Source organism: Yoonia sp. 67-2 (assembly GCF_035117555.1).
Classification (GTDB): domain Bacteria; phylum Pseudomonadota; class Alphaproteobacteria; order Rhodobacterales; family Rhodobacteraceae; genus Yoonia.
The window spans coordinates 335,919-360,767 of the sequence record NZ_JAYKPK010000004.1 but is presented as its reverse complement, the minus strand read 5'-3'; the positions used below and the strand labels follow the sequence as shown (position 1 = coordinate 360,767).

General features: G+C 59.9%; 25 protein-coding genes and 3 pseudogenes. 9 read left to right on the top strand and 19 right to left on the bottom strand.

Features of this window, described 5'->3' with window-relative positions:
* Together VOY09_RS09410 and VOY09_RS09405 are read left to right on the top strand one after the other, a co-directional pair.
* Positions 1–971 (top strand): annotated as a pseudogene (locus VOY09_RS09410) (IS3 family transposase); the annotation flags it as partial.
* Positions 972–980: 9 nt separating this feature from the next.
* On the top strand, positions 981–1,424 hold the full coding sequence (locus VOY09_RS09405; protein WP_322896350.1) for a type IV toxin-antitoxin system AbiEi family antitoxin domain-containing protein: 444 nt from the start codon (positions 981–983) through the stop codon (positions 1,422–1,424).
* A 307-nt stretch (positions 1,425–1,731) separates the two neighbouring features.
* Here VOY09_RS09405 and VOY09_RS09400 read toward each other — a convergent pair whose 3' ends face one another.
* Together VOY09_RS09400 and VOY09_RS09395 are read right to left on the bottom strand one after the other, a co-directional pair.
* Positions 1,732–2,913 carry a Fic family protein gene (locus VOY09_RS09400; protein ID WP_322896348.1) on the bottom strand — a complete coding sequence of 394 codons (1,182 nt, stop codon included), beginning with the start codon at positions 2,911–2,913 and terminating at the stop codon, positions 1,732–1,734.
* 279 nt (positions 2,914–3,192) lie between these two features.
* Positions 3,193–3,666, bottom strand: a complete 474-nt coding sequence (locus tag VOY09_RS09395; protein ID WP_322896346.1) for a hypothetical protein — start codon at positions 3,664–3,666, stop codon at positions 3,193–3,195.
* Positions 3,667–3,862: 196 nt separating this feature from the next.
* Between VOY09_RS09395 and VOY09_RS09390 the strand changes: the two are divergent.
* The 5 genes and pseudogenes from VOY09_RS09390 to VOY09_RS09370 form a co-directional block, all read left to right on the top strand.
* Positions 3,863–3,949 (top strand): annotated as a pseudogene (locus VOY09_RS09390) (recombinase); the annotation flags it as partial.
* 4 nt (positions 3,950–3,953) lie between these two features.
* Positions 3,954–4,139 carry an IS1096 element passenger TnpR family protein gene (locus VOY09_RS09385; protein WP_322896352.1) on the top strand — a complete coding sequence of 62 codons (186 nt, stop codon included), beginning with the start codon at positions 3,954–3,956 and terminating at the stop codon, positions 4,137–4,139.
* A pseudogene (locus tag VOY09_RS09380) lies at positions 4,084–4,242 on the top strand (IS1096 element passenger TnpR family protein); the annotation flags it as partial. The gene VOY09_RS09385 and the pseudogene VOY09_RS09380, both read left to right, overlap by 56 nt.
* Before the next feature lie 18 nt (positions 4,243–4,260).
* The gene (locus VOY09_RS09375) at positions 4,261–4,395 is read left to right on the top strand and encodes a hypothetical protein (protein ID WP_322896354.1); all 135 of its coding nucleotides are present in this window, start codon (positions 4,261–4,263) and stop codon (positions 4,393–4,395) included.
* A gap of 99 nt (positions 4,396–4,494) precedes the next feature.
* Positions 4,495–4,695 carry a hypothetical protein gene (locus VOY09_RS09370; protein ID WP_323811276.1) on the top strand — a complete coding sequence of 67 codons (201 nt, stop codon included), beginning with the start codon at positions 4,495–4,497 and terminating at the stop codon, positions 4,693–4,695.
* Between the two features lie 797 nt (positions 4,696–5,492).
* On the opposite strand, the gene VOY09_RS09365 is transcribed toward VOY09_RS09370, so the two are convergent.
* A complete protein-coding gene (locus tag VOY09_RS09365; RefSeq protein ID WP_322896344.1) occupies positions 5,493–6,212 on the bottom strand; it encodes a hypothetical protein in 720 nt (239 codons plus the stop codon).
* A gap of 9 nt (positions 6,213–6,221) precedes the next feature.
* Positions 6,222–7,309, bottom strand: a protein-coding gene (locus VOY09_RS09360) for an IS3 family transposase (protein ID WP_323811275.1) whose coding sequence is annotated in 2 segments (ribosomal slippage) — positions 6,222–7,048 and positions 7,048–7,309 — 1,089 coding nt in all. Because the reading frame shifts where the segments join, the coding sequence is not laid out codon by codon here.
* On the opposite strand from VOY09_RS09360, the gene VOY09_RS09355 reads away from it, so the two are divergent.
* Entirely contained in the window at positions 7,217–8,002 is a 786-nt protein-coding gene (locus tag VOY09_RS09355) for a DUF1194 domain-containing protein (RefSeq protein WP_322893769.1), read from the top strand. The genes VOY09_RS09360 and VOY09_RS09355 overlap by 93 nt on opposite strands.
* Before the next feature lie 325 nt (positions 8,003–8,327).
* Here VOY09_RS09355 and recN read toward each other — a convergent pair whose 3' ends face one another.
* The 13 genes from recN to ftsW all read right to left on the bottom strand — a co-directional run bounded on the left by recN (position 8,328) and on the right by ftsW (position 22,320).
* Entirely contained in the window at positions 8,328–9,977 is a 1,650-nt protein-coding gene (gene recN / locus VOY09_RS09350) for a DNA repair protein RecN (RefSeq protein WP_322893770.1), read from the bottom strand.
* A gap of 36 nt (positions 9,978–10,013) precedes the next feature.
* Positions 10,014–10,853, bottom strand: a complete 840-nt coding sequence (locus tag VOY09_RS09345) for an outer membrane protein assembly factor BamD (protein ID WP_322893771.1) — start codon at positions 10,851–10,853, stop codon at positions 10,014–10,016.
* 132 nt (positions 10,854–10,985) lie between these two features.
* Positions 10,986–11,903, bottom strand: a complete 918-nt coding sequence (lpxC, locus tag VOY09_RS09340) for a UDP-3-O-acyl-N-acetylglucosamine deacetylase (protein ID WP_322893772.1) — start codon at positions 11,901–11,903, stop codon at positions 10,986–10,988.
* 190 nt (positions 11,904–12,093) lie between these two features.
* Positions 12,094–13,677: a cell division protein FtsZ gene (ftsZ, locus tag VOY09_RS09335; protein WP_322893773.1), complete on the bottom strand. Its 1,584-nt coding sequence runs from the start codon at positions 13,675–13,677 to the stop codon at positions 12,094–12,096.
* A 177-nt stretch (positions 13,678–13,854) separates the two neighbouring features.
* Positions 13,855–15,189 carry a cell division protein FtsA gene (gene ftsA / locus VOY09_RS09330; protein ID WP_322893774.1) on the bottom strand — a complete coding sequence of 445 codons (1,335 nt, stop codon included), beginning with the start codon at positions 15,187–15,189 and terminating at the stop codon, positions 13,855–13,857.
* On the bottom strand, positions 15,189–16,082 hold the full coding sequence (locus VOY09_RS09325; protein ID WP_322893775.1) for a cell division protein FtsQ/DivIB: 894 nt from the start codon (positions 16,080–16,082) through the stop codon (positions 15,189–15,191). Before VOY09_RS09325 ends, ftsA begins: the two co-directional genes overlap by 1 nt.
* Positions 16,070–16,984, bottom strand: a complete 915-nt coding sequence (locus VOY09_RS09320; RefSeq protein WP_322893776.1) for a D-alanine--D-alanine ligase — start codon at positions 16,982–16,984, stop codon at positions 16,070–16,072. Before VOY09_RS09320 ends, VOY09_RS09325 begins: the two co-directional genes overlap by 13 nt.
* Before the next feature lie 75 nt (positions 16,985–17,059).
* Complete coding sequence (gene murB, locus VOY09_RS09315; protein WP_322893777.1) at positions 17,060–17,998, bottom strand: UDP-N-acetylmuramate dehydrogenase; 939 nt, start codon at positions 17,996–17,998, stop codon at positions 17,060–17,062.
* Positions 17,991–18,281 (bottom strand): hypothetical protein, encoded by a 291-nt coding sequence (locus VOY09_RS09310; protein ID WP_322893778.1) that lies wholly within the window; start codon positions 18,279–18,281, stop codon positions 17,991–17,993. Before VOY09_RS09310 ends, murB begins: the two co-directional genes overlap by 8 nt.
* A gap of 33 nt (positions 18,282–18,314) precedes the next feature.
* Complete coding sequence (locus VOY09_RS09305) at positions 18,315–18,599, bottom strand: UDP-N-acetylmuramate--alanine ligase (RefSeq protein WP_322893779.1); 285 nt, start codon at positions 18,597–18,599, stop codon at positions 18,315–18,317.
* Positions 18,600–18,641: 42 nt separating this feature from the next.
* Complete coding sequence (gene murC, locus VOY09_RS09300) at positions 18,642–20,039, bottom strand: UDP-N-acetylmuramate--L-alanine ligase (protein ID WP_322893780.1); 1,398 nt, start codon at positions 20,037–20,039, stop codon at positions 18,642–18,644.
* Positions 20,040–20,056: 17 nt separating this feature from the next.
* Entirely contained in the window at positions 20,057–21,154 is a 1,098-nt protein-coding gene (locus VOY09_RS09295) for a UDP-N-acetylglucosamine--N-acetylmuramyl-(pentapeptide) pyrophosphoryl-undecaprenol N-acetylglucosamine transferase (RefSeq protein WP_322893781.1), read from the bottom strand.
* Positions 21,151–22,320 (bottom strand): putative lipid II flippase FtsW, encoded by a 1,170-nt coding sequence (gene ftsW, locus VOY09_RS09290; RefSeq protein ID WP_322893782.1) that lies wholly within the window; start codon positions 22,318–22,320, stop codon positions 21,151–21,153. Before ftsW ends, VOY09_RS09295 begins: the two co-directional genes overlap by 4 nt.
* Positions 22,321–22,448: 128 nt before the next feature.
* On the opposite strand from ftsW, the gene VOY09_RS09285 reads away from it, so the two are divergent.
* Entirely contained in the window at positions 22,449–23,627 is a 1,179-nt protein-coding gene (locus VOY09_RS09285; RefSeq protein ID WP_322893783.1) for an NAD(P)/FAD-dependent oxidoreductase, read from the top strand.
* Between the two features lie 7 nt (positions 23,628–23,634).
* Here VOY09_RS09285 and VOY09_RS09280 read toward each other — a convergent pair whose 3' ends face one another.
* On the bottom strand, positions 23,635–24,276 hold the full coding sequence (locus tag VOY09_RS09280) for a DUF3047 domain-containing protein (RefSeq protein ID WP_322893784.1): 642 nt from the start codon (positions 24,274–24,276) through the stop codon (positions 23,635–23,637).
* A gap of 90 nt (positions 24,277–24,366) precedes the next feature.
* Positions 24,367–24,756: a c-type cytochrome gene (locus VOY09_RS09275; protein WP_416236739.1), complete on the bottom strand. Its 390-nt coding sequence runs from the start codon at positions 24,754–24,756 to the stop codon at positions 24,367–24,369.
* Positions 24,757–24,849: the final 93 nt, after the last annotated feature.

Genomic DNA, 24,849 nt, shown 5'->3' with positions numbered 1-24,849 from the left:
AAATGGCGTGCGAAGTATGGGGGCATGGATGCATCCATGGTCAGCCAGATGAAAGCCATGGAGGAAGAGAACCGCAGGCTGAAGCGGATGTATGCGGATCTGAGCATGCAGGCGGACTTATTGAAGGAAGCCCTCGGAAAAAAGTAACGGGGCCATCTCAGCGCCGCGAGATGGCCGAAAAGGCGGTGGAACGACGGGGCATCAGCATCGCTCTGGCGTGTAGGGCCTTCGGTGTCAGCGAGACCTGCTATCGTTATAGTCCAAACCTGAAGGACGAGAACGAGGTGATCGCCGACCTGCTGATGGGGCTGACGGATGCGCGCAAGACGTGGGGGTTTGGCCTGTGTTTTTTGCATCTGCGCAACGTGAAAGGGCATCCATGGAACCACAAGAGGGTCTATCGGATCTACTGCCAGCTGGAGCTGAACCTGCGCATCAAGCCCCGCAAGCGGCTGAAACGGGAGAAGCCTGATGTCCTGGCGGTGCCGGACGCGCCCAATGTGACCTGGTCCATGGACTTCATGGCCGACCGCCTCGGCGATGGCCGCGCATTTCGACTTTTGAACGTTCTGGATGACTTCAACCGCGAAGGGCTGGGGATTGAGGTTGATTTCTCGCTGCCTGCTGAACGGGTCATCCGTAGCTTGGACAGGATCATAGAATGGCGTGGAAAGCCCCGGATGATCAGGGTCGACAACGGCCCCGAATATATCAGCGAAACGCTGAGAAAATGGGCTGAGAAACATGCTGTTACGATCCAGCACATCCAGCCGGGACAGCCCCAGCAGAACGCCTATGTCGAACGCTACAACCGCACGGTTCGGCATGAATGGCTGGACCAATACATCATCGAAAGCATCGAGGAGGCTCAGGATCAAGCCACGCAATGGCTATGGACTTACAACAACGACCGCCCCAACATGGGCATCGGCGGCATCACACCCGTCATGAAATTGAATATGGCTGCATGAATTCTACGGATGCACCCCGTTAAAAAAGGGGAGATTACCCCTCCCCTGGCGTCCACCAAAAATGACGAGACAATAGAAGGCCCAGACAACGGGCTCAGAATCCATGTTTGGGGCGACCGCTCCTGGCCGATGGTGATCTCCCGTCCAGAGCGTGCGATCCTGGAATTGCTGGATGAGCTCCCGGACAACCAGTCTTTCCAGCACGCTGCCGACCTGTTTACCGGCCTCTCGAATCTCAGTCCAAGGCAGCTTCAAGAGGCGTTGGAAAGCTGTGACAGCGTGAAGGTCAAAAGGCTTTTTTTATGGTTTGCCGAGCGCAGCGGCCACGCTTGGGTCAAGCGCCTCGATCTCGATGCCATAAACACGGGGAGTGGCAAGCGGGTGATCGCCAAAGGCGGCAGGCTGGACCCGAAGTATCAGATCACCGTGCCGGAGAACGTGGATGGCTATTGAGGAGCGGTTCCGGCAACAGGTCGATCTCCTGGTCGAGAAGCCGATGCTCCAAGCCTGATTGAGGTGCCGCGCGGCGATTTCGGCCCTGCCCTTCGGCGGATCGCCACCGGCGTGCGCCCTCACTGCGGTGCTTCCGCCTGCTGCTTCAGCCATCCATATATGACTTATCGCGGCTGCCTCGTGCTTGCATCAGATGATAACTCGACCCAGCCTGACCCTTCTGGGACTTGTGAAGCCGAACCGACGGCCTACTCATTTGTGGTGCCGCAGTTGCTTACCGTGGCGTGGGAACAGTTCGTGGAGAGTTTCAACTTCCGACCGGCAAAGGATCAGTCCCTTCGCTAAGAATTGCAAGGTAGTGCCGGTAGCTGAATACCCGCCCCCGCTTGCGCCCGGTTATCTCGTCGATGATGCCCATTTTCTCCAAATCCGCTAAGGCTGCGTTGACCGTCGGTGCCGACAGGCCCGTTTGCCGGACAAGCTGGTTGGAGGTCAGGAACGGGTTCTGCTGGAAAAGATCGTGAATGCGCAGTGCCGATCCGGCGCGATCGCTTTCATTGGTGATCCGCTCGCGGTCTTCTTTGAAGCGGTCGACAATCCGGGTGGCGGCTTCGAACGCCTGGTTCGCGGTTTCGGCCACTCCGGTCAGGAAGAAGTCGAGCCAGGCTTCCCAGTTGCCGTGCTCCCGCACCTCCTGGAGCAAGCGATAGTAGTCGGCACGATGCGTCTTCAGATAGAGGCTGAGATAAAGCAACGGCTTGCGCAGCACCCCATTGACGCAAAGGTAAAGGGTCACCAAAAGGCGACCGATACGGCCGTTGCCATCGAGGAACGGGTGGATGGTCTCGAACTGGACATGCAACAATCCGGCCTTGATCAGCGCCGGAAGACGCGAGCTATCTTCGTGCATGAAGCGCTCCAGCGCATCGAGGCAGGTGTCGAGCTCGGTGACGGGCGGCGGCACATAAAGCGCGTTACCCGGGCGCGAGCCACCGATCCAGTTCTGCGTGCGGCGGAACTCGCCCGGGCTTTTCGTGCCGCCCCGCCCGCTTTGCAGCAGCCGCGCATGCATCTCGCGGATCAGGCGCAAGGACAGCGGCAGTTCCTCCAGCCGTTCCAGCCCGTACATCATCGCATCGACATAATTTGACACCTCGCGGATGTCGTCGATCGGCTCCCCGGCCTGCGCGTCGGTCTCGAACCGCAGAAGATCGGTCAGTGTGGATTGCGTGCCCTCAATCTGGGACGACAACACCGCTTCCTTGCGCACATACATGTAGAGGAAGAGTTCTTGGCGCGGCAGTAGCATGGTAATGCCGTCAAGCCGCCCGAGCGCGCGTTCGGCGAGGCTCAGCCGGTCCAGAAGAGCCAGCACGTCGATCTGTGGCTTCGGCGGCAGGGGCGGCGGAACGAAGGCACGCACGATCTCGCCCGCGACAGGGGTTTCGACGAAGCGGCCAAGCCGCTGGTTACGTTCGGAATCAGTCATGGGATCACCATGGCAGCGCGGCACTATTTAAGCAATACCGCCAAAACTTAAATAGCAAGAATGCTAAAGTAAGCGACCTTTAATAGGCTCGTCGCCTTTGGCCAGCGCAAGGTGCGCATCATGCTGTGGCATTCGTCTGTACCGCCCCTTCCGTCGAGATCCAGCATAGTAGATAAGATTCCCTGCTTTCAAAACTGCAATGTCGCGGCGCGCTGTCTTGAGGCTCACCTCCCAGATCGACATAATATCGCCCGCGCCGCAGCGGCCGCCTTCCGCGACTCAGGCCAGAAACCAGTGCTGGCGCTCGTTGAGCTCGGCAATTTCAGGGTCATCTATAGGGTCGCGATCAGGGCCATCTTCAGGGCCATCGAATCGCTGTCCCCCTGTAGGGTCTCGCCCTGCCGCCTCCCCCTCCGCATAAGCTGCGCGCGCTGCAGCAATCGAAATTCGATCCACCGGAAGCACAAACTTGTTCGCAACCTTCCCTTCGATCAGCCCGAGCACAAAAGCCCGAATAACGGGCGAAGAGACCATGAGGCGAAGGAAAAACACGGTATCGGGACCGTGTTGTCCTGACAACCAGTGCTTAACTGCTCGTTCGCTTGCATGGGTCTGACGCATCAGGTGCTTGATCGCGTGATGGCTCTGTCCATGCTCTTTGCGCAGCAGCTCAGCAACAGTCTGGGCATAGACTTCGCGCCCGCTCAGAGCTCCTTTCCACGCCGGTAATTTCCTGCCCGTTTTTGGCAACATTTTCCGTTTCCTCCGCAGTTAGACTGACAACAGTGCGGAGTGGCGGCAGGCACCTGCCAGGCGCTGCGGCGGTCGATCGCCCAGACCACCGTAGTAAGGAACGGGGAAAGGGCGAAGTTTGACGAGCCGGAAGCCTTACGACCCAGGTGGATCACAGCAGCCGGAACGTCCTGTTCGGGCTGCCGAATACGTCAGCATGTCCACAGAACTCCAAAAATACTCGACGGAAAACCAGTCAAATGCGATCCGGCTTTATGCCGAGGAGCGTGGGATCGAGATTGTGCGAACTGACCGGCTGGGGCGTGCCCGATCCGGACGGATTCTACGACGGCCCGATGCCCGCGACGAAGGCAACGCTGCAAAAGGTGCTCGAGGAAACCGGCGCCAGGACGCTCCAGTATATCTACGACTTCGGCGATGACTGGGACCACAGCATCCGGATCGAGCGGTCACCGAGGCCGCCCCGGGCGTGAACTAACCACGGCTTCTGAAGGCCAGCGGAGCCTGCCCCCGCCCGAGGATGTCGGCGGTGCCCCGGGCTACGAGGAGTTCCTCGAAGCCCTCGCCGACCCGGACCACGAGCAGCACGACGACATGGTCAGCTGGTCAGGTGCATCCTTCGATCCCGAAGATGCCCGGATCGAGCGGATCGTCGAACGCTTTGACCAGCTCGCGAAGAAATGGGCTCCGCGGCCCGGCAAGCCCAAAGCCACCAAGGCCACTCCCTGAGCACGGCCTCCCGTCCGCGGCCTACGCCGGATGGTTACCTTTCGAATTGAGGCCAAGGGGCCCCAACACGCCTCAGTTCGTTGCCAAAGGAATCTACTCATGACCTCACTTCATTCCGAAGTGTCCGTTCAACTCTCCGGACATGATGGCAACGCCTTCATTGTCCTCGATCGGTGCCAAAAGGCGTCGCGACGTGCCAAGTTATCGGACGCGCAAATCGATGCGTTCACAGAGGAAGCGACCGCCGGTGGCTATGATCACCTGATCCGCACCGCTTTGCACAGGTTCAATTGCAGCTGACCGAGAGGCTGGCGAAGTCAGCTATAACCCAACCCGAGGCGGCTACTGCTCCAACCAAACCACTGTACCAATGTCGTCCGAACCCGTATCTGTTGTACTATGGTCCGATCCGCGGAGGGTCTGGATCGACTCGTCGCCCAAGCGCAATACGCCCTGCGCAAGATCGTAGTTCAATTTGCACACTTTTATCGCAACAGCCGTCTTTTGCCGCTTAGAATACCTGAGCTCTAATTCCGCTGACGCTTCTAAGCTTGCACTTATCTTATGCTGAACCATCGCCTCCGTACCTACACCTGCTTCGAAACTAGTTGCACTAAGCTTCCGTACTTCAAACTCCCTACAATAAACGACATCAGTAACGACAAAAGATCGCCCCGTCTTGATCAGGTCATAATTACTTTTTCCGATCTTGTCAGACACGCCCGCTAGAAGTCGAACATTAAATGATACTCTGTCAACAACCGAGTCTCTCCAGAGTTCCGAGAACTTATAAAAGAAGGCGTAGTTCGCGGTTGCACCAGCTGAGACGCTAGCAGCTACTCCAGTCGCAACGAGTGGTACTGCCACCGACGCATTGGCCTTCGCGTCGTACCTGAAACTAGCGCTTGTAAGTAATACAGCGTCACCTGTAGAAACAAAGACCCCTCGGCTAGGACCACCAAACAACTCCCTGACATCCGAATGAACTATGGTCAATGATTGACGTGAAAACAGACTGGTAAGCTTCCTTCTCCCCGCAGCAAGCAGCGCGAAAGGTTTCAGGTTAGGCTGCGGCGCTCCGAGCCAGGAGTATCCATCTAACATATCTTCTGCCCCTTGAAGTAAAGTTCAAATTCAAACGACTCACTGTGCTCGTACCGAAACCCCTGAAGAGATGTCTTTAAGTCTATTTCAAATATTTCAGTCCTACCTTGTATGTGCTTCAACAACCGCTTCAAAAGACTTGGGGCGATCAGCTCTGGCAGGTCATCAACAACTCCGACCGCAAACCCCCCAGTTCCAGAAAGCGTCTCCGCATAGCGCTTTGAGTTGCAGCACAACATTATGCTCAAAGTTGGACTGAAGCGAGTGCTAGCAGTGAGGTCCACGAATTGATTGAAAGGAATGCGCGTGGCCATGCCCTCATCAGCTTCTTCCACCAGCACCAGAGTCCCGTCTTCCTCTATGTGTGCCGCCAAAACAAAGATCTCGCACCTCTTTCCCATTAAATCAGCGAGCCTCTTGTATGAGAGTGCGGGAAAAGCTGTAGAAAAATCGAAAGAAGTTTTAAATGTCTCGGCTAAATCGTCATGGTTGTAAATCAACTTACTCCGATTTGTGGGCGAAGCATGGCCATAAATCAATGACGGAAATGATGACAAATTAACGCGTGCAGCGACTGGTTTCCCCATTTTTGGAGCATCTTCCGCACCACCAATTTTCAAATGCTCAATTATTTCCCGAACTTCGGTATCACGCAAGTAGACACAGGAATCTTGAGAGAACAGGGTAATCTCCCCTTTTTTAACGGGGTGCATCCGTAGAATTCATGCAGCCATATTCAATTTCATGACGGGTGTGATGCCGCCGATGCCCATGTTGGGGCGGTCGTTGTTGTAAGTCCATAGCCATTGCGTGGCTTGATCCTGAGCCTCCTCGATGCTTTCGATGATGTATTGGTCCAGCCATTCATGCCGAACCGTGCGGTTGTAGCGTTCGACATAGGCGTTCTGCTGGGGCTGTCCCGGCTGGATGTGCTGGATCGTAACAGCATGTTTCTCAGCCCATTTTCTCAGCGTTTCGCTGATATATTCGGGGCCGTTGTCGACCCTGATCATCCGGGGCTTTCCACGCCATTCTATGATCCTGTCCAAGCTACGGATGACCCGTTCAGCAGGCAGCGAGAAATCAACCTCAATCCCCAGCCCTTCGCGGTTGAAGTCATCCAGAACGTTCAAAAGTCGAAATGCGCGGCCATCGCCGAGGCGGTCGGCCATGAAGTCCATGGACCAGGTCACATTGGGCGCGTCCGGCACCGCCAGGACATCAGGCTTCTCCCGTTTCAGCCGCTTGCGGGGCTTGATGCGCAGGTTCAGCTCCAGCTGGCAGTAGATCCGATAGACCCTCTTGTGGTTCCATGGATGCCCTTTCACGTTGCGCAGATGCAAAAAACACAGGCCAAACCCCCACGTCTTGCGCGCATCCGTCAGCCCCATCAGCAGGTCGGCGATCACCTCGTTCTCGTCCTTCAGGTTTGGACTATAACGATAGCAGGTCTCGCTGACACCGAAGGCCCTACACGCCAGAGCGATGCTGATGCCCCGTCGTTCCACCGCCTTTTCGGCCATCTCGCGGCGCTGAGATGGCCCCGTTACTTTTTTCCGAGGGCTTCCTTCAATAAGTCCGCCTGCATGCTCAGATCCGCATACATCCGCTTCAGCCTGCGGTTCTCTTCCTCCATGGCTTTCATCTGGCTGACCATGGATGCATCCATGCCCCCATACTTCGCACGCCATTTGTAAAACGACGCATTGCTCATGCCATGTTCACGGCAAAGCTCGGCCACCGGCACACCACCTTCGGCTTGGCGCAGGATCGCAAGGATCTGGGGTTCGCTATATCTGGTCATCTTCATTCAAAATCTCCTCGTTCATCTTGCCGAGAAAATTCTACTTCCGCAGCCCCTTACTTTCGGGGGGGATTACCCTCCGGCTCCATCGACGCGGATGAACTGCTGTTCCAGCGGCAATCCTACGCCACGGCGATCACCGATCCGGCGGTGGTTTCGGCGATTGAAAACACGCTTTATGGCTCCATCGCCGTCACTTACGTCGAATGGGCCAGCAATCAGGCGACCGTCGTGGATTGGACGATCATCGCCGATATGGACAGCGCCACCGCCTTTGCCGATGCTTTGATCAGCCCGCCCCGGCAGGCGCGCGGCAGCAATGCCATCGGAGCGGCACTGCTTTACGGGATGGCGCAGATCGAGGGGAATGATATCCGCGGGCTGCGCCGCGTCATCGACTTTTCCGGCGATACGATGGCCAATACCTCTGGCCCGCCGATCCTCGCCTCGCGTGACGCCGTGGTCGCGAATGGCATCACGATCAACGCCCTGCCGATCCTGCGCAATGGTGATTTCCGCAGCAGCGGCCTTGTCGCGCAATATGAACAGAATATCATCGGCGGCCCGAATGCCTTTGTGATGCCCGCCATCGACGGGCCGGAATTCACCGATGCTGTGCGGCGCAAGCTGATCCTGGAAATCGCGGGCACGACGCCGGACACGCCGACAGCCACCGCGCTGTTGCAGCCAATCCCGTAGGGCGGGGTTCACCCCGCCACCCCCCACAAAAAACGTCAGCAAACATGACATACTTTCGGACAGGTTGTTCGCTGTCACCTTGCCCTGATAGAGGCCGTGCAGGGAATATTATCTCTGTGTTGTCAGCAGGTAAGTGTGATCGGAGCGCCATTAAGGTCAACCGATCACGAGGTGAAGGATCAGATGTTTGCATCGTGATTCTATATACATTTTCATTGCGAACCCCGGAGGTGAGTGGCCGGGGTAGCAATCGTGAAAGAGTGACCTGGTAAACCGTTCGATCTGGGGTGGCGAGCGCGCATGGCAGCGCCTCCACCCCCATTTTTCACGCCTTGATCAATGCCTTTGCCGCTTCACGCGCGGCTTGTGTCACGATATCCCCCGACAACATCCGTGCAATTTCATCCACCCGCGCTGCAGCATCCAGCGGCACGACCGTCGAGAGTGTTGCATCCGCGCTTTGTTGTTTTTCCACGCGCCAATGATGCCCGCCCAAGGCGGCCACCTGCGGCGAATGCGTCACGACCAGCACCTGACCACCCTGCGCAAGATCGGCCAGACGCCGCCCCACGGCATCGGCAGTTGCCCCGCCGACGCCCCGGTCGATTTCATCGAAAATCATGGTCAGCCCAGCGGCGTCCTGCGTCAGGCAAACCTTCAAGGCCAGCAAAAACCGGCTGAGTTCCCCGCCCGAGGCGATCTTGTTGATCGGCCCGGTCGGCGCGCCGGGATTGGTCGCGACGGTAAAGGCCACGGCATCGCGCCCTTCCGGCCCCGGGTCCGCTTCACTGACATCGGTGACAAAAACCGCGCGCTCCATCTTCAGCGGTGCAAGCTCTGCCGCCATCGCCAGATCCAGCGCGCGCGCTGCCGTCTGGCGTTTGGCATGCAGATCCGCTGCCGCCGCATCATAGGCGACCTGCGCTGCGTCAAGCTGGTCGGCCAGCAGTTTCAGATCCTTGCCCGACCCATCCAACACCGCCAGCCGCGCCCGCAGATCATCGGCAAAGCTGCGCAGATCATCGGGCAGAACGTCATGTTTGCGCGCAAGACCACGGATCGCGAACAGCCGCTCTTCCGTCTGTTCCAGCGCGAATGGGTCGAAGGACAGCGCTTCCAGACAAGCCTCGATCCCGCTTTGCGCCTCATCCAACGACAGCAGCAAAGCCTCGATCGCGGCGAGCGGCGCGTCAAGCTGACCCTCGGCCTTGTCCGCCGCCCCTTGCAACCAGCGCGAGGCGTCGTTGATCAGCCCTTCCGCCCCTTGCAGGCTCAGCGCCTCATGCGCTTTGGCGATATCTTTGCGGATTTTCTCGGCCGCCTGCATCAGACGGCGCTGCGCATCAAGGCTGGCCTCTTCGCCGGCTTCGGGTGCCAGCGCGTCAAGTTCGGCCACGGCATGGCGCAGGTAATCTTCTTCGGCGCGGGTTTCGGCGATCCGCGCCTCGGCACTGGTCAATGCTTTGCGCGCGGCGGACAGGGCGCGCCATGTGATTTGCGTGCTGGTCAGTTCTGCATCCACACGCGCGAAAGCATCCAGCAATTGCCGATGCCCGCGCGGGTTTAACAGCCCGCGATCATCATGTTGGCCATGCAGTTCGACCAGCGTCTCGGACAAGGCGCGCAGCACTTCACCACTGACGCGGCGATCATTGACCCAGGCGGTCTTGCGCCCGTCGCGGGTATTGATGCGGCGCAGGATCAGTTCATCTTCAACCTCCAGCCCTGCATCATGCAGGATCGCGCGGGCGGGATGGCCTGCGGGCAGGTCGAACCATGCCGTCACCTCGCCCTGATCCGCGCCTTGGCGCACCAGTTCTGCACGGCCACGCCAGCCCAGCACAAACCCCAGCGAATCAAGCAGGATCGATTTTCCGGCCCCGGTTTCCCCGGTCAGCACGTTCAGACCGGGCTGGAACGCCAGTTCCAGCCGGTCGATGATCAACATATCCCTGATGTCTAAGCCGCGCAGCATGTCGCACCCCGAAGGGCGGGATGACCCCCGCCGTGGTTAGAGCCACTCACCCCGGACAACCTGACGGTAAATCGATGCCAGCCAATTATCGCCGGCAGGCTCTGCCGCCAGACCTTGGCCGGTCAGCAAAGCAAAACTGGCCTGATACCATTCTGTCGATTGATAGTTATAGCCAAGGATCGCACCGGCGGTCTGCGCCTCTTGCGTCAGACCCAGTGACAGATAGCTTTCGACCAGACGGTGCAGGGCTTCGGGCGTGTGGCTGGTGGTCTGAAAATCCTCGACCACGGTGCGGAACCGATTGGCTGCCGCCGCGTAATGTCCGCGTTTCAAGTAATAGCGTCCAATTTCCATTTCCTTGGCAGCCAGCTGGTCAAAAGCGAGATCGAATTTCGCCATCGAAGCAGCCGCATATTCGCTGTCAGGATAGGCTTCGATCACGGTCCGCAAAGATTGCAGCGCCTGGAATGTCAGCCCCTGATCGCGACCAATCTCGCTGATCTGATCGTAATAGGACAAAGCCAGCAGATAGGCGGCATAGGGCGCATCCTGTTCGGCAGGATAGAAATCAAGAAACCGCTGCGCCGAGGCGCGGCTGTTGGGGTAATCCTGATCACGGTGATAGGCAAAGGCCTGCATGATCAGGGCACGCTGCGCGAATTCGGAATAGGGGTAAAGCCGCTCAATCTCGCCAAAGGAAAAGGCGGCGTCGTCAGGATTGCCCGATTCGATCTGGCGTTCGCCCAGTTCGAAAATCTGTTGCGCGGTCAGGTCTTCCAACGGGGCGTTGCTGCCAGCACCACCGCCGCAGGCCGCCAAAAACATCAGTGCCGCAACCGCGCCCAGAACGCGTTTGTGTGTCTTGTTGCTTGTCACTTTTGCTGTCCTCTTGCCTGACTGCCCGCGCAAATATCGCAGTGCTTTTCGGTCTGGGTCGGGTCTAGCATAGAAAAATCGGGTGCAAAATGCCTTTTGATCAGGCGGCGATCAACAGAAAGACAGCTTGGGTCAGGCAACAGCGACCAGATCGGCCTGGCTGACCCCCACACCGGGCAAACGCGCGGCGATTTTGCTGTCGCAACGCACCAGACGCCAGGCGTCAGGCTGGGCAAAAAGCGCACGCAACAAGGCATTTGTCATCGCATGACCGGCCCGTGTGCCGGTGTATCGCCCCAGAATCGGCGCGCCCGCAGTGTAAAGATCGCCCAAAGCATCCAGCATCTTGTGGCGCACGGCCTCGTCCTTGTGGCGCAGGCCGCCCGGCGTCAGGATCTTGTCACCATCCACCACGACGGCATTTTCCATCGTGCCACCCAGCGCCAATCCGCGCGCGCGCATCGCATCCACATCAGCAGAGCGGCAGAATGTCCGGCTGTCGCAGAGTTCGCGCACGAAAGCGCCGTTCGCCATGTTCAGTGTTTTTTGCTGATGGCCGATGGCCGCATCTGCGAAATCAATGGAAAAATCGATCTGCAGCGTTGTCGCCGGACCCAGTGACGCAAAGGCGGGGCCATCCGTGACCGCGACATCGCGCAGGATTTCAATCGCATGGAGCGGCGCATTGTCCCGGCGCAGCCCTGTCGCGACGATGCCACGCACGAAAGCGGCGGCACTGCCATCTAGGATCGGCACTTCTGGTCCGTCAATATCGATCAGCGCATTATGCACGCCACAGCCCGCCAGCGCCGCCATCAGATGTTCGATGGTCGAGACGGACACGCCATCGGCATTCGCCAGCCGTGTGTTCAAAGGCGAGACAATGACATTCTGCCACAAGGCCGGGATCACCGGCATGTCCTGCAAATCAACACGGCGAAACACGATCCCCGTCCCCGCTTGCGCCGGATTGACGACAAGACGCGCCAAAGCACCGGTGTGCAAACCGGCACCTTCAAAGGCGATCGCTGATTTCAGTGTTTGTTGCACGATGCTAAACTTCACCTGTTAATTTTGTATTACAGCACTACCGCGCAGTTGCAGCATTCTCAATTCACTCTTTGCGACGGACTGAAACATGATGTTTCAGTTTTATGACGACGACAAAGCCTTGATCAGAAAAGAAAAAGGCCGCGCGATGGCGGCCTTTTCTTTGATTTTGTAGCGGAAACTGGCGGGATCAGTTTGCCTGACGGCGCAGAAAGGCCGGAATTTCGATCCGGTCCTGATCGCCTTCGGCTTCTGGCTCTTCGCGCAGGGCCGTGACCTGAGGCTGCGCGCGGGCCGGCTGATGTGCCGGTGCTTCGGCCTGCGCGCCGGTCATGCGGTTGATCAGCGAATTGATCCCGAAACGGGGCTTTTCAGCCTCGGCCGGACGCGCGGTCTGTCGCGGCTGCTCTTCCGGTTTCGGCATCCGGTTCACGGCAGCCTGCAGACGGGCCAAAGCCTCTGGCGATGGCGTGCCGGGGGTTGGCGCGCGCGGGGCGACAAAGCTGCTGGCATCCGACAGAGTTGGTTCTGGCCGCGGTGTATAGGCGGGCCGCGGCAGATCATCCGCCTGCGCAGCAACCGGTGTTTCACGACGCGGCATGAAAGCGGGGGCTTGCTGTTCTTCTTCGAAATCTTCGAACAAGGTCGGTTCCGGTTTCGCCGGTGCTTTTGCTGCAACAGGTGCGGGCGGTGTCACACGCTCTGCTGCAACCGGCGCACGTGGTGCAGCGGCGGCAGGGGCCTGATGCGCCTGCGGCAAGGCCGAAGCCATGGACCGGCGCGGTGCCGCATCTTCGGCGCGTTTTTCGCGGGCATCGATGCCGGTGGCGACGACGGAGACGCGCATCTTGCCTTCCATGCTGGTGTCCAGCGTGGAACCAACGATGATATTCGCCTCTGGATCGACCTTTTCGCGGATCTTGTTCGCGGCTTCGTCCAGTTCGAACAGAGTCAGGTCATAGCCGCCTGTGATGTTGATCAAGACGCCACGTGCGCCTTCAAGGCTGATTTCATCCAACAGCGGGTTGGCGATGGCTTTCTCGGCAGCCTGCACAGCGCGGTTTTCGCCTTCGGCCTCGCCTGTGCCCATCATCGCCTTGCCCATCTCGTCCATCACGGCGCGGACATCGGCAAAGTCGAGGTTGATCAGGCCGGGACGGACCATCAGATCGGTCACACCTTTGACGCCTTGATACAACACGTCATCGGCAAGCGCGAAAGCTTCGGTAAAGGTTGTGTTTTCATTGGCCAGACGGAACAGGTTCTGGTTGGGAATGATGATCAGCGTATCGACAACCTTTTGCAGGGCTTCGATACCCTCATCGGCCTGACGCATCCGCTTGCCGCCTTCGAACTGGAACGGCTTGGTCACGACACCGACCGTCAGCACGCCCAGTTCTCGCGCCGCCTGCGCGATAATCGGCGCGGCACCTGTACCGGTTCCACCGCCCATACCGGCAGTGATGAAACACATATGCGCGCCAGCCAGATGATCGACGATCTGTTCAATGCTTTCTTCGGCAGCGGCCGCACCGACGCTTGCCCGCGCGCCAGCCCCCAACCCTTCGGTCACTTTCAGACCCATCTGGATCTTCGATGTTGCCCGCGATTGCTGCAGGGCCTGCGCATCCGTGTTGGCCACAACGAATTCAACACCGTCGAGTTCTTTCTCGATCATGTTGTTGACCGCGTTGCCGCCAGCGCCGCCGACGCCGAAAACAGTGATGCGCGGCTTCAGTTCTTCGTGCCCGGGAAGGGAGAGATTAAGTGTCATGACATGGTCCGCCTGTTTTTCTATCAGCCCGTCCCACCGGGCGCCTGCTGCCTATTATCCCCCAGCTTAGCTGTCTGATGCCGAAAGGTCACGGAAAAAACACGAAATCCCTACCAAATCTTGACAGAAATTTGGCTTAATCCGCTCAATATCGCCAAATCGGCAAGATGTTGCGCATCACCAGTTGTCGCGGAACCATTTCACGGCGCGTTTCAGCGATCTGGCCGGATAACGGTCGGCAGGAATTTCGAAATCCCACCATTCATCCTGCGGATTGGCGGCAAACAGCGACAGGCCGACGGCGCCGGAAAAGGCCGGACCAATCGCCGCCTGCGGCAGGCCCTGCACCCGCAAAGGACGCCCCAGCCGGACCTGCTGGCCCAAAATCTTGCTCGCCAGCCCATCAAGACCGGGGATCTGGCTGCCGCCACCGGTCAGCACGATCTGCTGGCTAGGCAGATATTCAAACCCGGCCGCATCAAGCCGTGCGCGGACCTCTTCCAGAATTTCCTCGACACGCGGGCGCATGATGCCGATCAATTCAGCCCGGCTGACCTTGCGGCGGTCGCGCTCCCAATCGCCGGTATCACCGCCAATTTCAATCATTTCGCGGTCATCCATGCCAGTGGCGACAACACCGCCGTAGAATGTCTTGATCCGCTCTGCCGTGGCCGCCGGGATCTGCAAGCCCATCGAAATGTCAGAGGTGATATGATCCCCCCCCATCCGCACGGAATCCGCATAGATCATGTGCTTTTTCATAAAGACAGAAATGCCGGTCGATCCGCCGCCCAGATCGACACAGGCCGCACCCAGTTCCTGCTCATCCTCGACCAGCGTCGACATGCCCGACATATAGGCCGATGACGCCAGACCGGCGAGTTCCAGATCACAACGTTTGATGCAGTAAAACAGGTTCTGGATCGCGGTCGCATCGACGGTCAGCATATGCATATCCGTGGTCAGCTTACTGCCGATCTGCCCGCGCGGGTCCGCCAGCCCAGAGCGGTTATCCAGCGCAAAGTTGACAGGCTGGGCATGCAGCACCTCGCGGTCGCTGCCATATTCGGGCACATCGCAATTGGCCATGACCTGGCTGATATCCTGTTCGGTCACCATGCTGCCCGATACATCCAACTCGCCCGCCAGACCATAGGACCGGGGCCGCGCGCCCGACATACAGGCGATGACGTGATCGACACGGACATTGGCCATCTTCTGTGCCGCCTGCACCGCGGTACGGATCGCGCGTTCGGTTTCCTGCATCGCATCGACTTCACCAAAGCGCACGCCGCGCGACCTTGTGGTGGCCGCGCCTATCACGCGGAACTGCGACTGGCCCGCCATGGAGCCGACGCCGTCAACTGAGCGGAACCGTTCCGGGCCGTCAAAGCGCAGGACAAGGCAGGCGATCTTGGAAGTGCCGATATCCAGCACCGCAACAACACCGCGCTGCATCGCGGCCTTGCGCATTTGCCGCATCGCCCGTTGGCTGTCGTAAAGATCGCCCATCAATTGCCTGCTCCTGTTGTTGTATTCACCCGGCGCAAAGCGGCCGCGGCATCTTCATTCATCCGTAAGGTCGGGCGGTTTTCATTGCGCATATCCACAATCACCACATCCCGTTCCAGCATATCCTGCGCATTGTTCAGCGCGATCACCCGGTCAAAGGCCGCAACCGCCCCGTCGCTGGGCAGCATGATCCGCTGGTCTCGGTCCAGCACGATATCCCAGCGCCTCTCGCCCATCCGCACCAGTCCGCGCACCCGGTCGCGCAATGGCCCGGCACCGGCGTAAAGGTCCAGCGCCTCGGCAATATTATGTTCGGCACCATCGCCTGCGATCAGCGGCAGATCGGGCCGGTCGCTGCGCACTGGCACGATGCCTGATTGCACGCCCGCTTCATCGATCAGCCGCAGCACTGGCCCGTCGCGCCACAAAGCCACCGGCACCCGCGGTGTCAGATCGACCTGCAAAGCACCGCCCGGCCCGACCCGGACCGAGGCGGATCGGATCGCATCCAGCGCTTCGATCTGCGCGCGCATCGCCACCAGATCAAGATCAAAGGACGACAGCGGGAATTCCTTGGGCAGCAGGGCCATGACGGCGGCGCTTGTCGCTTCATCCGCGCCATTGACCGCCATGGATTGCACCATGAACTGCGGGCGTTCCTGAAAGCCTGCGATCGTCTGCTCAATCTTGGCATCCAGCAGCGCCCGGTTGTCGGGCTTGGAAAACCACGACCCTGCGATCGCCGCGATCAGCAGGATCGGCACACCGATTTTGACGCTGGCGCGAAACCCGGGCGTCAGCATCAGGCGTTGATAGCGATAGCCCAGCTTGGACGGTGCCGGATCATGCGGCACATCAGCGGCGTGGCGCTTGCGGCGGATCAGCGATCGCATGACGCATCCTCCACCAGCCAGCGGCAGAGCGCAGGGAAAGTGATCCCCGTTTTCGCCGCCTGTTCGGGGGCGAGCGACGTCGGCGTCATGCCGGGCTGGGTGTTGGTTTCCAGCAGGATCAACCCGTCCAGCCCTCGGCTTTCGTCCCAACGAAAATCGGTCCGGCTGATCCCGCGACAGCCCAGGGCCTGATGCGCGCGCAGGGCGTAATCCATACAGGCATCGAAAATCTCTGCCGGTATATCGGCAGGCACCACATGGCGCGATCCGCCCGGCGCATATTTGGCGTGATAATCATACCAGCCATCGGTGATGATGTCAGTCACGGTCAGCGGCCTGTCGCCCATCACCGTCGTCGTCAACTCGCGCCCCGGCGCATAGGTTTCGACCATCACGCGCGACGGCATGTCATCAGCCAATTGCGGCGGGCTGTTGGCCGCCTCATGCACGATATAGATCCCGACGCTGGAACCTTCGTTATAGGGTTTCACCACATAGGGCGGCAGCATCACATGGCGCGCACGCACGTCACCCGCATCGGCCAGGATACTGTCCATGACAGGTAGACCATGCGCACGATACACAGCCTTGGTGCGTTCTTTGTCGAGCGTCAGGGCAGAGGCCAGAATGCCCGAATGCGTATAGGGAATCCGCAGCCATTCCAGCAGACCCTGCACAGCGCCATCCTCGCCCCAGCGACCATGCAGGGCGTTGAACACAACATCAGGGGCAATCTCGGTCAAACGCGCGGCAAGGTCGGGGCCGGCATCGACCTCGATCACATCACATTCTGCTTCCCGCAAAGCTGCTGCACATTCGCGGCCCGAGCTGAGCGAGACTTCGCGTTCAGCCGATGGGCCACCCATCAGAACAACAACCTTCGGGTTTGCCCTGCTCGACATACCCACCGCCTCTTTCGCGGGTCTTGGCGACCCGTCGTTTGATTTGCCCCTTGCCCGGGGCGTGGTCTTTGACCGTTATTCTGCGGATGTTTCGGCGTTACGCACACCGACCCGCATAATTTCCCATTGTAGCGTGATCCCTTGGGAATCGTAAACCTTTTTCCGCACCAATTCACCCAGATCTTCCAGATCGGCGGCACTCGCCCCACCGGCATTGGTCAGAAAATTGGGATGTTTGGTGTTCATCACCGCACCGCCAAGGCTTGCGCCGCGCATTCCAGCCGCATCAATGACCGCCCAGGCCTTCAATTCATGGGTATCATCGGCGCGCCCGGTGGAGGAAAACCCCGCCGGATTGCGGAAAGTGGACCCTGCGGTGCGGTCCTTGGTCGGCTGGGTCGCATCACGCTTGGCCAGTTGATCGTCCATCCGCGCGGCAAGCGCATCGGGATCGCCCGCAGGCGCCGTAAAGGTCGCGGCAAGGATCACCGCACCGTCAGGCAGGTTGCTTTGCCGATACGCCAGTTGCAGATCGGCGGCGGGCACCTCACTGATTGCGCCGTTGCGCGCCATCACCGTCACCGATGTCAGAACATCGGCCACATAAGCACCGTAACATCCCGCATTCATCCGCACCGCCCCGCCGATCGTGCCGGGAATGGTGCGCAGAAAGGTCAGATCCAGCCCCGCCTCTGCCGCGCGCCGCGCGACATGGGCGTCAAGCGCTGCCGCCCCTGCGATGACCCTGCTGCCCTCAATCGCGATGCTGTTGAACCCACGCCCCAGCCGGATCACGACGCCGGGGATGCCGCCATCGCGCACGATCAGATTGCTGCCAACGCCCATCGGAAAGACAGGGATTGCGGGATCAAGCGCGGACAGAAAATCCGCCAGATCATCCACATCAGCAGGCTGGAACAACATCTCTGCCGGACCACCGACGCGCATCCATGTCAGATCCGCCAAAGGGCGTTGCGGGGTCAAAGTGCCCCGGACGGGGGGAAGGTCAGACATGCGATGTTTTTTCCTTTCGTTGCCACCCAAAGCTGCCACCCAGCAATGCGCCCAGTGCGGCAGGTACTGAAACAAGGATCAGGCCGAGCATGTAGAACACACCGTCCCAGCCATTGATCGTCGCCGCACCAATACTCATCACCCCGGTAAAAACCAACCACAGGACAGCCAGCGCCCAAAGCCCAAGGCGGGTTTTAATCCGCCCCAGCCCATATGCCAGAGCAGCCGCGAAAACAAAGGCCAGAACCGGCGTGACAATCATCATCGTGCTTTCAGACAGCATCAGCTTCCCCGTAGATGAGAGGTCTTCACTCTTTCACTTTCCAGCCCTGCTGTCATCGCGGTTGCGCAAAAGCTTGCCCAACAACGCCCCCGCCACGCCACCGATCAGGGCCGGCACCAAAGCCAGCAACAAGATCGCCATCGCCTGCACCGGATCAATGCCAAGGGGCTTACCGGTGGCATAGGCAAGGATGACCGCCGCAGCGCCCAGCAGCGATAAGACCGTCACCACCAGCCCGAATTGCCCCGCGCGGGCCAGCCGGACAAGGGTAAAAAACGGCACCAAAGCGCAAAAGGCCATGAGGATGACGATGGCCATCAATGCCCCCGGTCGATGTCGTCTGATCGCGCCGCTGTCACCCTACCCCTGCAACCGTGCGGGCAGTGCATTCGCCCAGGCGCTGATCGTGCCTGCACCCAGACAGACCACCATATCGCCCGGTTTCGCCTGTTCGCGCACCAGACGTTCCAGATCATCCTCGGAATTCACGATCCGCGCATGGCGGTGGCCATGCCGGATCAGGCCCGCGACCAGATCGGCATGGCTGGCACCGGCAATCGGGTCTTCGCCGGCGGCATAGACTTCAGAGATGCCGACGACATCGGCATCGTTGAAACAGGTGCAGAAATCCTCGAAATGATGCGACAACCGGCTGTAGCGGTGCGGCTGATGCACGGCGATCACGCGGCCTGTGGTGGCCTGACGCGCGGCGCGCAGCACGGCGGCAATCTCGACGGGGTGGTGACCGTAATCGTCGATGATGGTCACGCCATTGACCTCGCCCACTTTGGTGAAACGACGGTTCACGCCACCGAAAGCCTTCAGCGCGGCTTTGATCTGGTCTTTCTTCAGCCCCAGATGCCGCGCCACAGCGACAGCGGCCAAAGCGTTGGAGACGTTATGATCCCCCGGCATCGGCAATTCGCAGCCTTCAATCACGCTATCTTCGGCCTGCAGCGCGATATCGAAATGCGCGATACCCGCCTGATAGGTCAGGTTGATCGCGCGCACATCGGCCTGCGCGTTAAAGCCGAAGGTCACCACACGCCGGTCGGTGATCCGGCCCACCAGCGCCTGCACCTCTGGGTGGTCGGTGCAGCAGACGGCGAGGCCATAGAACGGGATGTTGGACACAAAATCGTAAAACCCTTTGCGCAGGTTTTCGATGGTCCCCCAATGTTCCATATGTTCGGGGTCGATATTGGTGACAATCGCAATCGTTGCGGGCAGGCGGTTGAATGTGCCGTCGCTTTCATCCGCCTCGACCACCATCCATTCGCCCTGCCCCATCCTTGCGTTCGATCCATAGGCGTGGATGATCCCGCCATTGATCACCGTGGGGTCGATATCGCCTTCATCCAAGAGGGCGGCGACCATCGTCGTCGTCGTCGTCTTGCCATGGGTGCCCGCAACGGCAACGTTGGATTTCAGGCGCATCAGTTCGGCCAGCATTTCAGCGCGGCGCACGACAGGCAGGCCCTTGGCGCGGGCGGCGTCCAGTTCGGGATTGCCAGTTTTGATGGCGGAGGAAATCACGACAACCTCTGCCCCCTCCAGATTATCGGCCTGCTGGCCTTCGAAAATAACCGCACCCAAGGCTTTCAGCCGGTCGGTGATCTTGGTTGCTTTCAGGTCCGAGCCCTGCACGCGGTAGCCGTGGTTCAGCAAGACCTCGGCAATGCCGGACATGCCAATGCCGCCGATGCCGACGAAATGGATTGGGCCGATATCAAGGGGCAGTTTGGTTGCAGCATTCATTTTCGTCGTCCCATCCATCATGTCTTGCGCGCCTCTGCCAGAGTTTCGACCAATTGCACAAGCCGCTCCGTCGCGTCCGGGGTGCTGCAGGCGACGGCTTTATTCGCCATATCCGTTGCCAGACCGCCGTCTGTCAGCAGGCTTTGCAGCGCCATGGTCAGGTTCGGCACGGTAAATTGCGGTTCCGTCATCATCAGCGATGCCCCGGCTTCGACCAATTGGCGGGCATTCGCGGTCTGTTCATCGCGCACGGCGGCGGCGAAAGGCACCCAAATCGCGGGCCGCCCGATCACGCTGACATCGGCGACGGTGGACGCACCAGAGCGCGAGATCACCAATTGCGCCTCGCTCATCCGTGCTGGGATATCGGTAAAGAACGTCTGCACATCCGCCGAGACCCCGGCATCGGCATAAAACTGCGCGACGCGGTCCATATCTTCGGCCCGCGCCTGATGGCTGACGCGGATATTGTCCCGCAAGGCGTCAGGCAAGGCGGCGATGGCGGCAGGCACCACATCGGACATGATCCGCGCGCCCTGCGATCCGCCCAGCACCAGCAGCGCCATCGGATAATCCCCCGGCGCGATATAGGGCGCGCCCGCCTTGGCCAGCACCGCCTTGCGCACCGGGTTGCCGGTGTGGATGCCAGTCACCCCTTCGGGCAAATCGGTGGGCCATGTGCCGCAAGCGACCTGATCGACCCGTTTGGCAAAGATCTGATTGACCCGGCCCAGCACGCCGTTTTGTTCATGGATCATCCGGGGGATGCGCAAGGCCCAGGCGGCGGACATCGCGGGGATCGCGGGATAGCCGCCAAAGCCCACGACCACCGCAGGCCGGTCCAGCAGCATCCGCCATTTGGCGGCAGCAACGCCGCCCAGAATGCGGAACGGCACGGCCAGTTTTGCCGCAGCCCCGCCGCGCGCAAAGGTGGCGCTGCCGACTGTTGTCACCTCAACCTCTGGCGGAAAGCCACCCGCATAGCGCGCGCCGCGCGCATCGGTGGACAGTTTCACCCGCCAGCCACGTGCCAGCATCGCCTCGGCCAAGGCCTGCGCCGGAAACATATGCCCGCCGGTGCCACCAGCGGCGATGATCAGCAATGGCGCTTTCATCTGTTGGCCCGCCGCAACAGGATATCGCCCATCTCGCCTTGCGGACGGCTGCGGGTGAAGGCCAGCAGCATGCCGACAGCAATGCCACCCGCGATCAACGACGAGCCGCCATAGGACACGAATGGCAAAGTCATGCCTTTGGCGGGCAGCAACCGCACCGCGACACCCATGTTGATCATCGCCTGCGCGCCAAAGATACAAGCGAGGCCAGTGCCTGCCAGCCGGATGAAAGGATCACGTTCTTTCATCAGCCGCAGCAAGGACCCCACGACGATGGTCGCATAGAGCGCCAGAATGATGACGACACAGACCAGCCCGTATTCCTCGGCCGCGACGGCGATGATGAAATCGGTATGCGCATCCGGCAGCGACCATTTCACCTGACCTTCGCCGACGCCGACACCGAAGAACCCGCCTTCGCGGATCGCATTGGTGGCAAAGCCCAGCTGGGTTGTCGGGTCCAGATCAGGCGACAGGAAACCATCGATACGGCGCGCGAAATGTTCGGAATTGGCATAGAAGATTGTGCCCGCAAAAAAGGCCGCCCCTGCCATGCCGATCAGCAAGGTCATCGGCGCGCCAGCGACGAAATACATCACACCCCATGAAAACATGATCAAGGCCGCCTGTCCGAAATCCGGCTGCAAGGCCAGCATCATGGTGATCGCCATGGTCAGGACAAAGGAATAAAGCTTGCCGGGTGGGCCACCGATCTGGCTTGACGCAGCCAGCAGCCAAGCAGCCATGACGATGAAACCGGGCTTGAGGAATTCTGACGGCTGCACCGATGCAAACCCCAGCGAATACCAGCGTGTCGCACCTTTGCCGAAATCCGTCCCAAAAATCGGCAGAAAGGCGAGCGAGACGAAAGCCCCCAGAAACCCAAGGATCGCCAGCCTGCGCACCATCGTCGGCGACATCATCGACACGATGATCATCACGAAAATCGCCGCGCCGCCAAAGATACATTGCCGGATCACATAATGGAACGGCTCCAGCCCATTGCGCGCCGCAAGCGGCGGTGACGCGGCAAGGCCCAGCATCAGCCCGATCCCGAACAGGACCAGCACGCAGGACAAAGTCCATTTATCAATCGTCCGCCACCATCGTGGAAGAACCGGGTCGCCGGATCGCACCGGGACCGCACCATAGACCATTTCCGTCATGGATCACCGCCAATTTGCCTCAACCGCCCGTTGTCCGGGTCTGATGCAACCATAGACTGGCTTGGCGCGCGATTCTACTGGAAATCTGCGCCCTTGCCTTGCAGGCTGATCCGCGCCACATCGCCGGTATGAAAGTGCAAACCTTGATCATCGGTGCGGGTGCCGCCGGCATGATGTGCGCCGCCCAAGCGGGGCCTGGCGTGCTGGTCGTGGACCATGCCCGCGCAGCGGGTGAAAAAATTCGCATTTCGGGCGGCGGACGGTGCAATTTCACCAATATGCACACCGGGCCTGAGAAATTCATCACCCAAAACCGGCATTTCGCGAAATCAGCGCTCGGGCGCTATACGCAATGGGATTTCCTTGCGCTGGTCGAAGCGCATGGCATCGCCTGGCATGAAAAGACGCTGGGGCAATTGTTCTGCGATACCTCCGCCAAAGACATTGTGACGATGCTGCGGGCAGAGATGGAGCGTGCCGGCGCGCAGCTTTGGTTGCAGACCCATGTGGGCGAGATCCGCCATGATGGTGTGGATTTTGTGGTCAGCCTGACCCGGCAGGACCGTGCTGTGACCGTGACAGCGCGCCATCTGGTCATGGCGAGCGGCGGCAAATCGATCCCCAAGATGGGCGCGACTGGCCTTGCCTATCAGGTGGCCGAGCAATTCAGCCTGCCTGTCATCACCCCGCGTCCCGGTTTGGTGCCGCTGACTTTTGGCGATGACCGCTTCAAACCGCTCGCCGGTGTCGCCACGCAAGCGCGGGTCACGGCCAATGGCACCGGATTTGAGGAAGGCTTGCTGTTCACCCATCGCGGGTTGTCCGGCCCTGCGGTGCTGCAAGCCTCCTCCTATTGGCAGGAGGGCGCGGCGATCAGCCTCAACCTGACCCCCGGCACCGATCTTTTCGGCACGCTGCAAGCCCATCGGCAGAGCGATCCGCGCAAGGCGCTGACAACGATCCTATCGCTTTACCTGCCCGGTCGGCTGGTGGATTATCTGGCCGACGTGTTCGATCTGACAGGCAACATGGCTGACCAGAGCGACAAACGGCTCACCGCCCTTTGTGCCGATCTGCAAGATTGGCAGGTCACGCCGACAGGGTCAGAAGGCTATCGCACCGCCGAAGTCACCTTGGGTGGCGTCGATACCGCCGCTTTGTCATCGCGGACGATGGCCGCGACAGCCCTGCCGCAGCTTTATTTCATCGGCGAATGTGTCGATGTCACAGGCTGGCTCGGCGGGTATAATTTCCAATGGGCGTGGTCATCGGGCTGGGCCGCAGGTCAGGCGATCAGGCAGAGGTAAGGGCGGGTCACCGCAACACCAGGTTGCCCAAAGATGCGCGAATGACCGAGCTTGTGTCATCGCTGTCGCCCGACACCGCCAGACCGATCAACGCACCGGGCGCGCCGCCAAAGGCCCGCGCATAATCCGCCGCCAGATCGATGTTTTCGTCAAAGGCCCCGGTCCCCGCCTGCCGCAAGGCAATCGTCACCCCCTGCCCTGGCGGGCCATAGGGCGAAGGGATCACCTGACCCGCCGGATGATTGCCGCCCCAGGCATATTGGATGATCCGCACGTCGCTGTTACCCAAGAGGCTGCGGATACCCGCACCTTCCAGCCCCGGCGCCAGCGCCTGTGGCACGAACACGAAATAGAGCGAGATATTGCGGTCATCCCCGCCCTTCACGCTCAGATCCGTCGCAGGCACCGATTGATCGACGCGCCATGACCAGGACGCAGCCCGCGCGCCCCAAGTGTCACGCGCGACGCGGGTCCAGGCGATGGACACCGATCCGTCCGACAACAGCGTCAGATTTTCGCCGAATCCGTAATCATTCGAACTGAACAGCGACAGGCGCTGTTCCTGCCAGCCGGTCGCGAAACTGACCGGACCGGCATGGGCAGGCAGCGCCATGATCATGGCAAAGACGAAAGACAGCGACAACCGCATGATGAATTCCTTGTTGACCTGCATCAGATTACGACAGCCACGTCAACAAAGCGCCAAAAGGTGCAGCCGGTCACAGGATTGTCAGGATTCTCACCGTTGCAGGCTTTCGACATAATCCGTCAGCATCAGCAGCGTCAGCGGCACAGGCGTGCCCAGCCCGTTGTTTTCCACGATCACCGTCTCGCCCAGATCGCCAGCGCCGAATTCGGGCATCGCACCGGACAGATGGCCACCGGCCTGATAGCCGTCAATCGTGCTCATCACCGCATCACGCGGGAAACTGCCGCCATTGCGGGCGCTGATCTGCGTCAGATCGGGCGGCATCACGCCCAAACCGCGCGCGGCGGGTCCGTTACCGGTGCCATCCGCAGCATGACAAGAGGCACAGTTTTCCAGATAGGCGCTGCGGCCATCCACCGGCTGTTCGTCCACGCAAGCGGCCAGCGCCAGCACCGCAAGTATCATAAATTTCTGCATCATCTGCCTCCTTGTTTTGCGCAGCCTAGCGCAACCGGCGCAGGATGGACATGATCCACATCATATCCGCATGAAATGTCAAAAGGTCTGCCATAC

Bases quoted from the DNA above. Each gene is read 5' to 3' on its own strand.
- VOY09_RS09305 (WP_322893779.1), bottom strand. From the start codon at position 18,599: ATGGCCATCGTCATCCTCATGGCCTTTTGCGCTTTGGTGCCGTTTTTT.
- ftsZ (WP_322893773.1), bottom strand. From the start codon at position 13,677: ATGACACTTAATCTCTCCCTTCCCGGGCACGAAGAACTGAAGCCGCGC.
- VOY09_RS09375 (WP_322896354.1), top strand. From the start codon at position 4,261: ATGGTCAGCTGGTCAGGTGCATCCTTCGATCCCGAAGATGCCCGGATC.
- ftsA (WP_322893774.1), bottom strand. From the start codon at position 15,189: ATGGGCGATCTTTACGACAGCCAACGGGCGATGCGGCAAATGCGCAAG.
- VOY09_RS09395 (WP_322896346.1), bottom strand. From the start codon at position 3,666: ATGTTGCCAAAAACGGGCAGGAAATTACCGGCGTGGAAAGGAGCTCTG.
- ftsW (WP_322893782.1), bottom strand. From the start codon at position 22,320: ATGACGGAAATGGTCTATGGTGCGGTCCCGGTGCGATCCGGCGACCCG.
- VOY09_RS09275 (WP_416236739.1), bottom strand. From the start codon at position 24,756: ATGATGCAGAAATTTATGATACTTGCGGTGCTGGCGCTGGCCGCTTGC.
- VOY09_RS09355 (WP_322893769.1), top strand. From the start codon at position 7,217: ATGTTCACGGCAAAGCTCGGCCACCGGCACACCACCTTCGGCTTGGCG.
- VOY09_RS09405 (WP_322896350.1), top strand. From the start codon at position 981: ATGCACCCCGTTAAAAAAGGGGAGATTACCCCTCCCCTGGCGTCCACC.
- VOY09_RS09325 (WP_322893775.1), bottom strand. From the start codon at position 16,082: ATGCGATCGCTGATCCGCCGCAAGCGCCACGCCGCTGATGTGCCGCAT.
- VOY09_RS09310 (WP_322893778.1), bottom strand. From the start codon at position 18,281: ATGCTGTCTGAAAGCACGATGATGATTGTCACGCCGGTTCTGGCCTTT.
- VOY09_RS09365 (WP_322896344.1), bottom strand. From the start codon at position 6,212: ATGCACCCCGTTAAAAAAGGGGAGATTACCCTGTTCTCTCAAGATTCC.
- VOY09_RS09295 (WP_322893781.1), bottom strand. From the start codon at position 21,154: ATGAAAGCGCCATTGCTGATCATCGCCGCTGGTGGCACCGGCGGGCAT.
- VOY09_RS09400 (WP_322896348.1), bottom strand. From the start codon at position 2,913: ATGACTGATTCCGAACGTAACCAGCGGCTTGGCCGCTTCGTCGAAACC.
- recN (WP_322893770.1), bottom strand. From the start codon at position 9,977: ATGCTGCGCGGCTTAGACATCAGGGATATGTTGATCATCGACCGGCTG.
- murB (WP_322893777.1), bottom strand. From the start codon at position 17,998: ATGTCTGACCTTCCCCCCGTCCGGGGCACTTTGACCCCGCAACGCCCT.
- VOY09_RS09280 (WP_322893784.1), bottom strand. From the start codon at position 24,276: ATGCGGTTGTCGCTGTCTTTCGTCTTTGCCATGATCATGGCGCTGCCT.
- VOY09_RS09285 (WP_322893783.1), top strand. From the start codon at position 22,449: ATGAAAGTGCAAACCTTGATCATCGGTGCGGGTGCCGCCGGCATGATG.
- murC (WP_322893780.1), bottom strand. From the start codon at position 20,039: ATGAATGCTGCAACCAAACTGCCCCTTGATATCGGCCCAATCCATTTC.
- VOY09_RS09320 (WP_322893776.1), bottom strand. From the start codon at position 16,984: ATGTCGAGCAGGGCAAACCCGAAGGTTGTTGTTCTGATGGGTGGCCCA.
- VOY09_RS09370 (WP_323811276.1), top strand. From the start codon at position 4,495: ATGACCTCACTTCATTCCGAAGTGTCCGTTCAACTCTCCGGACATGAT.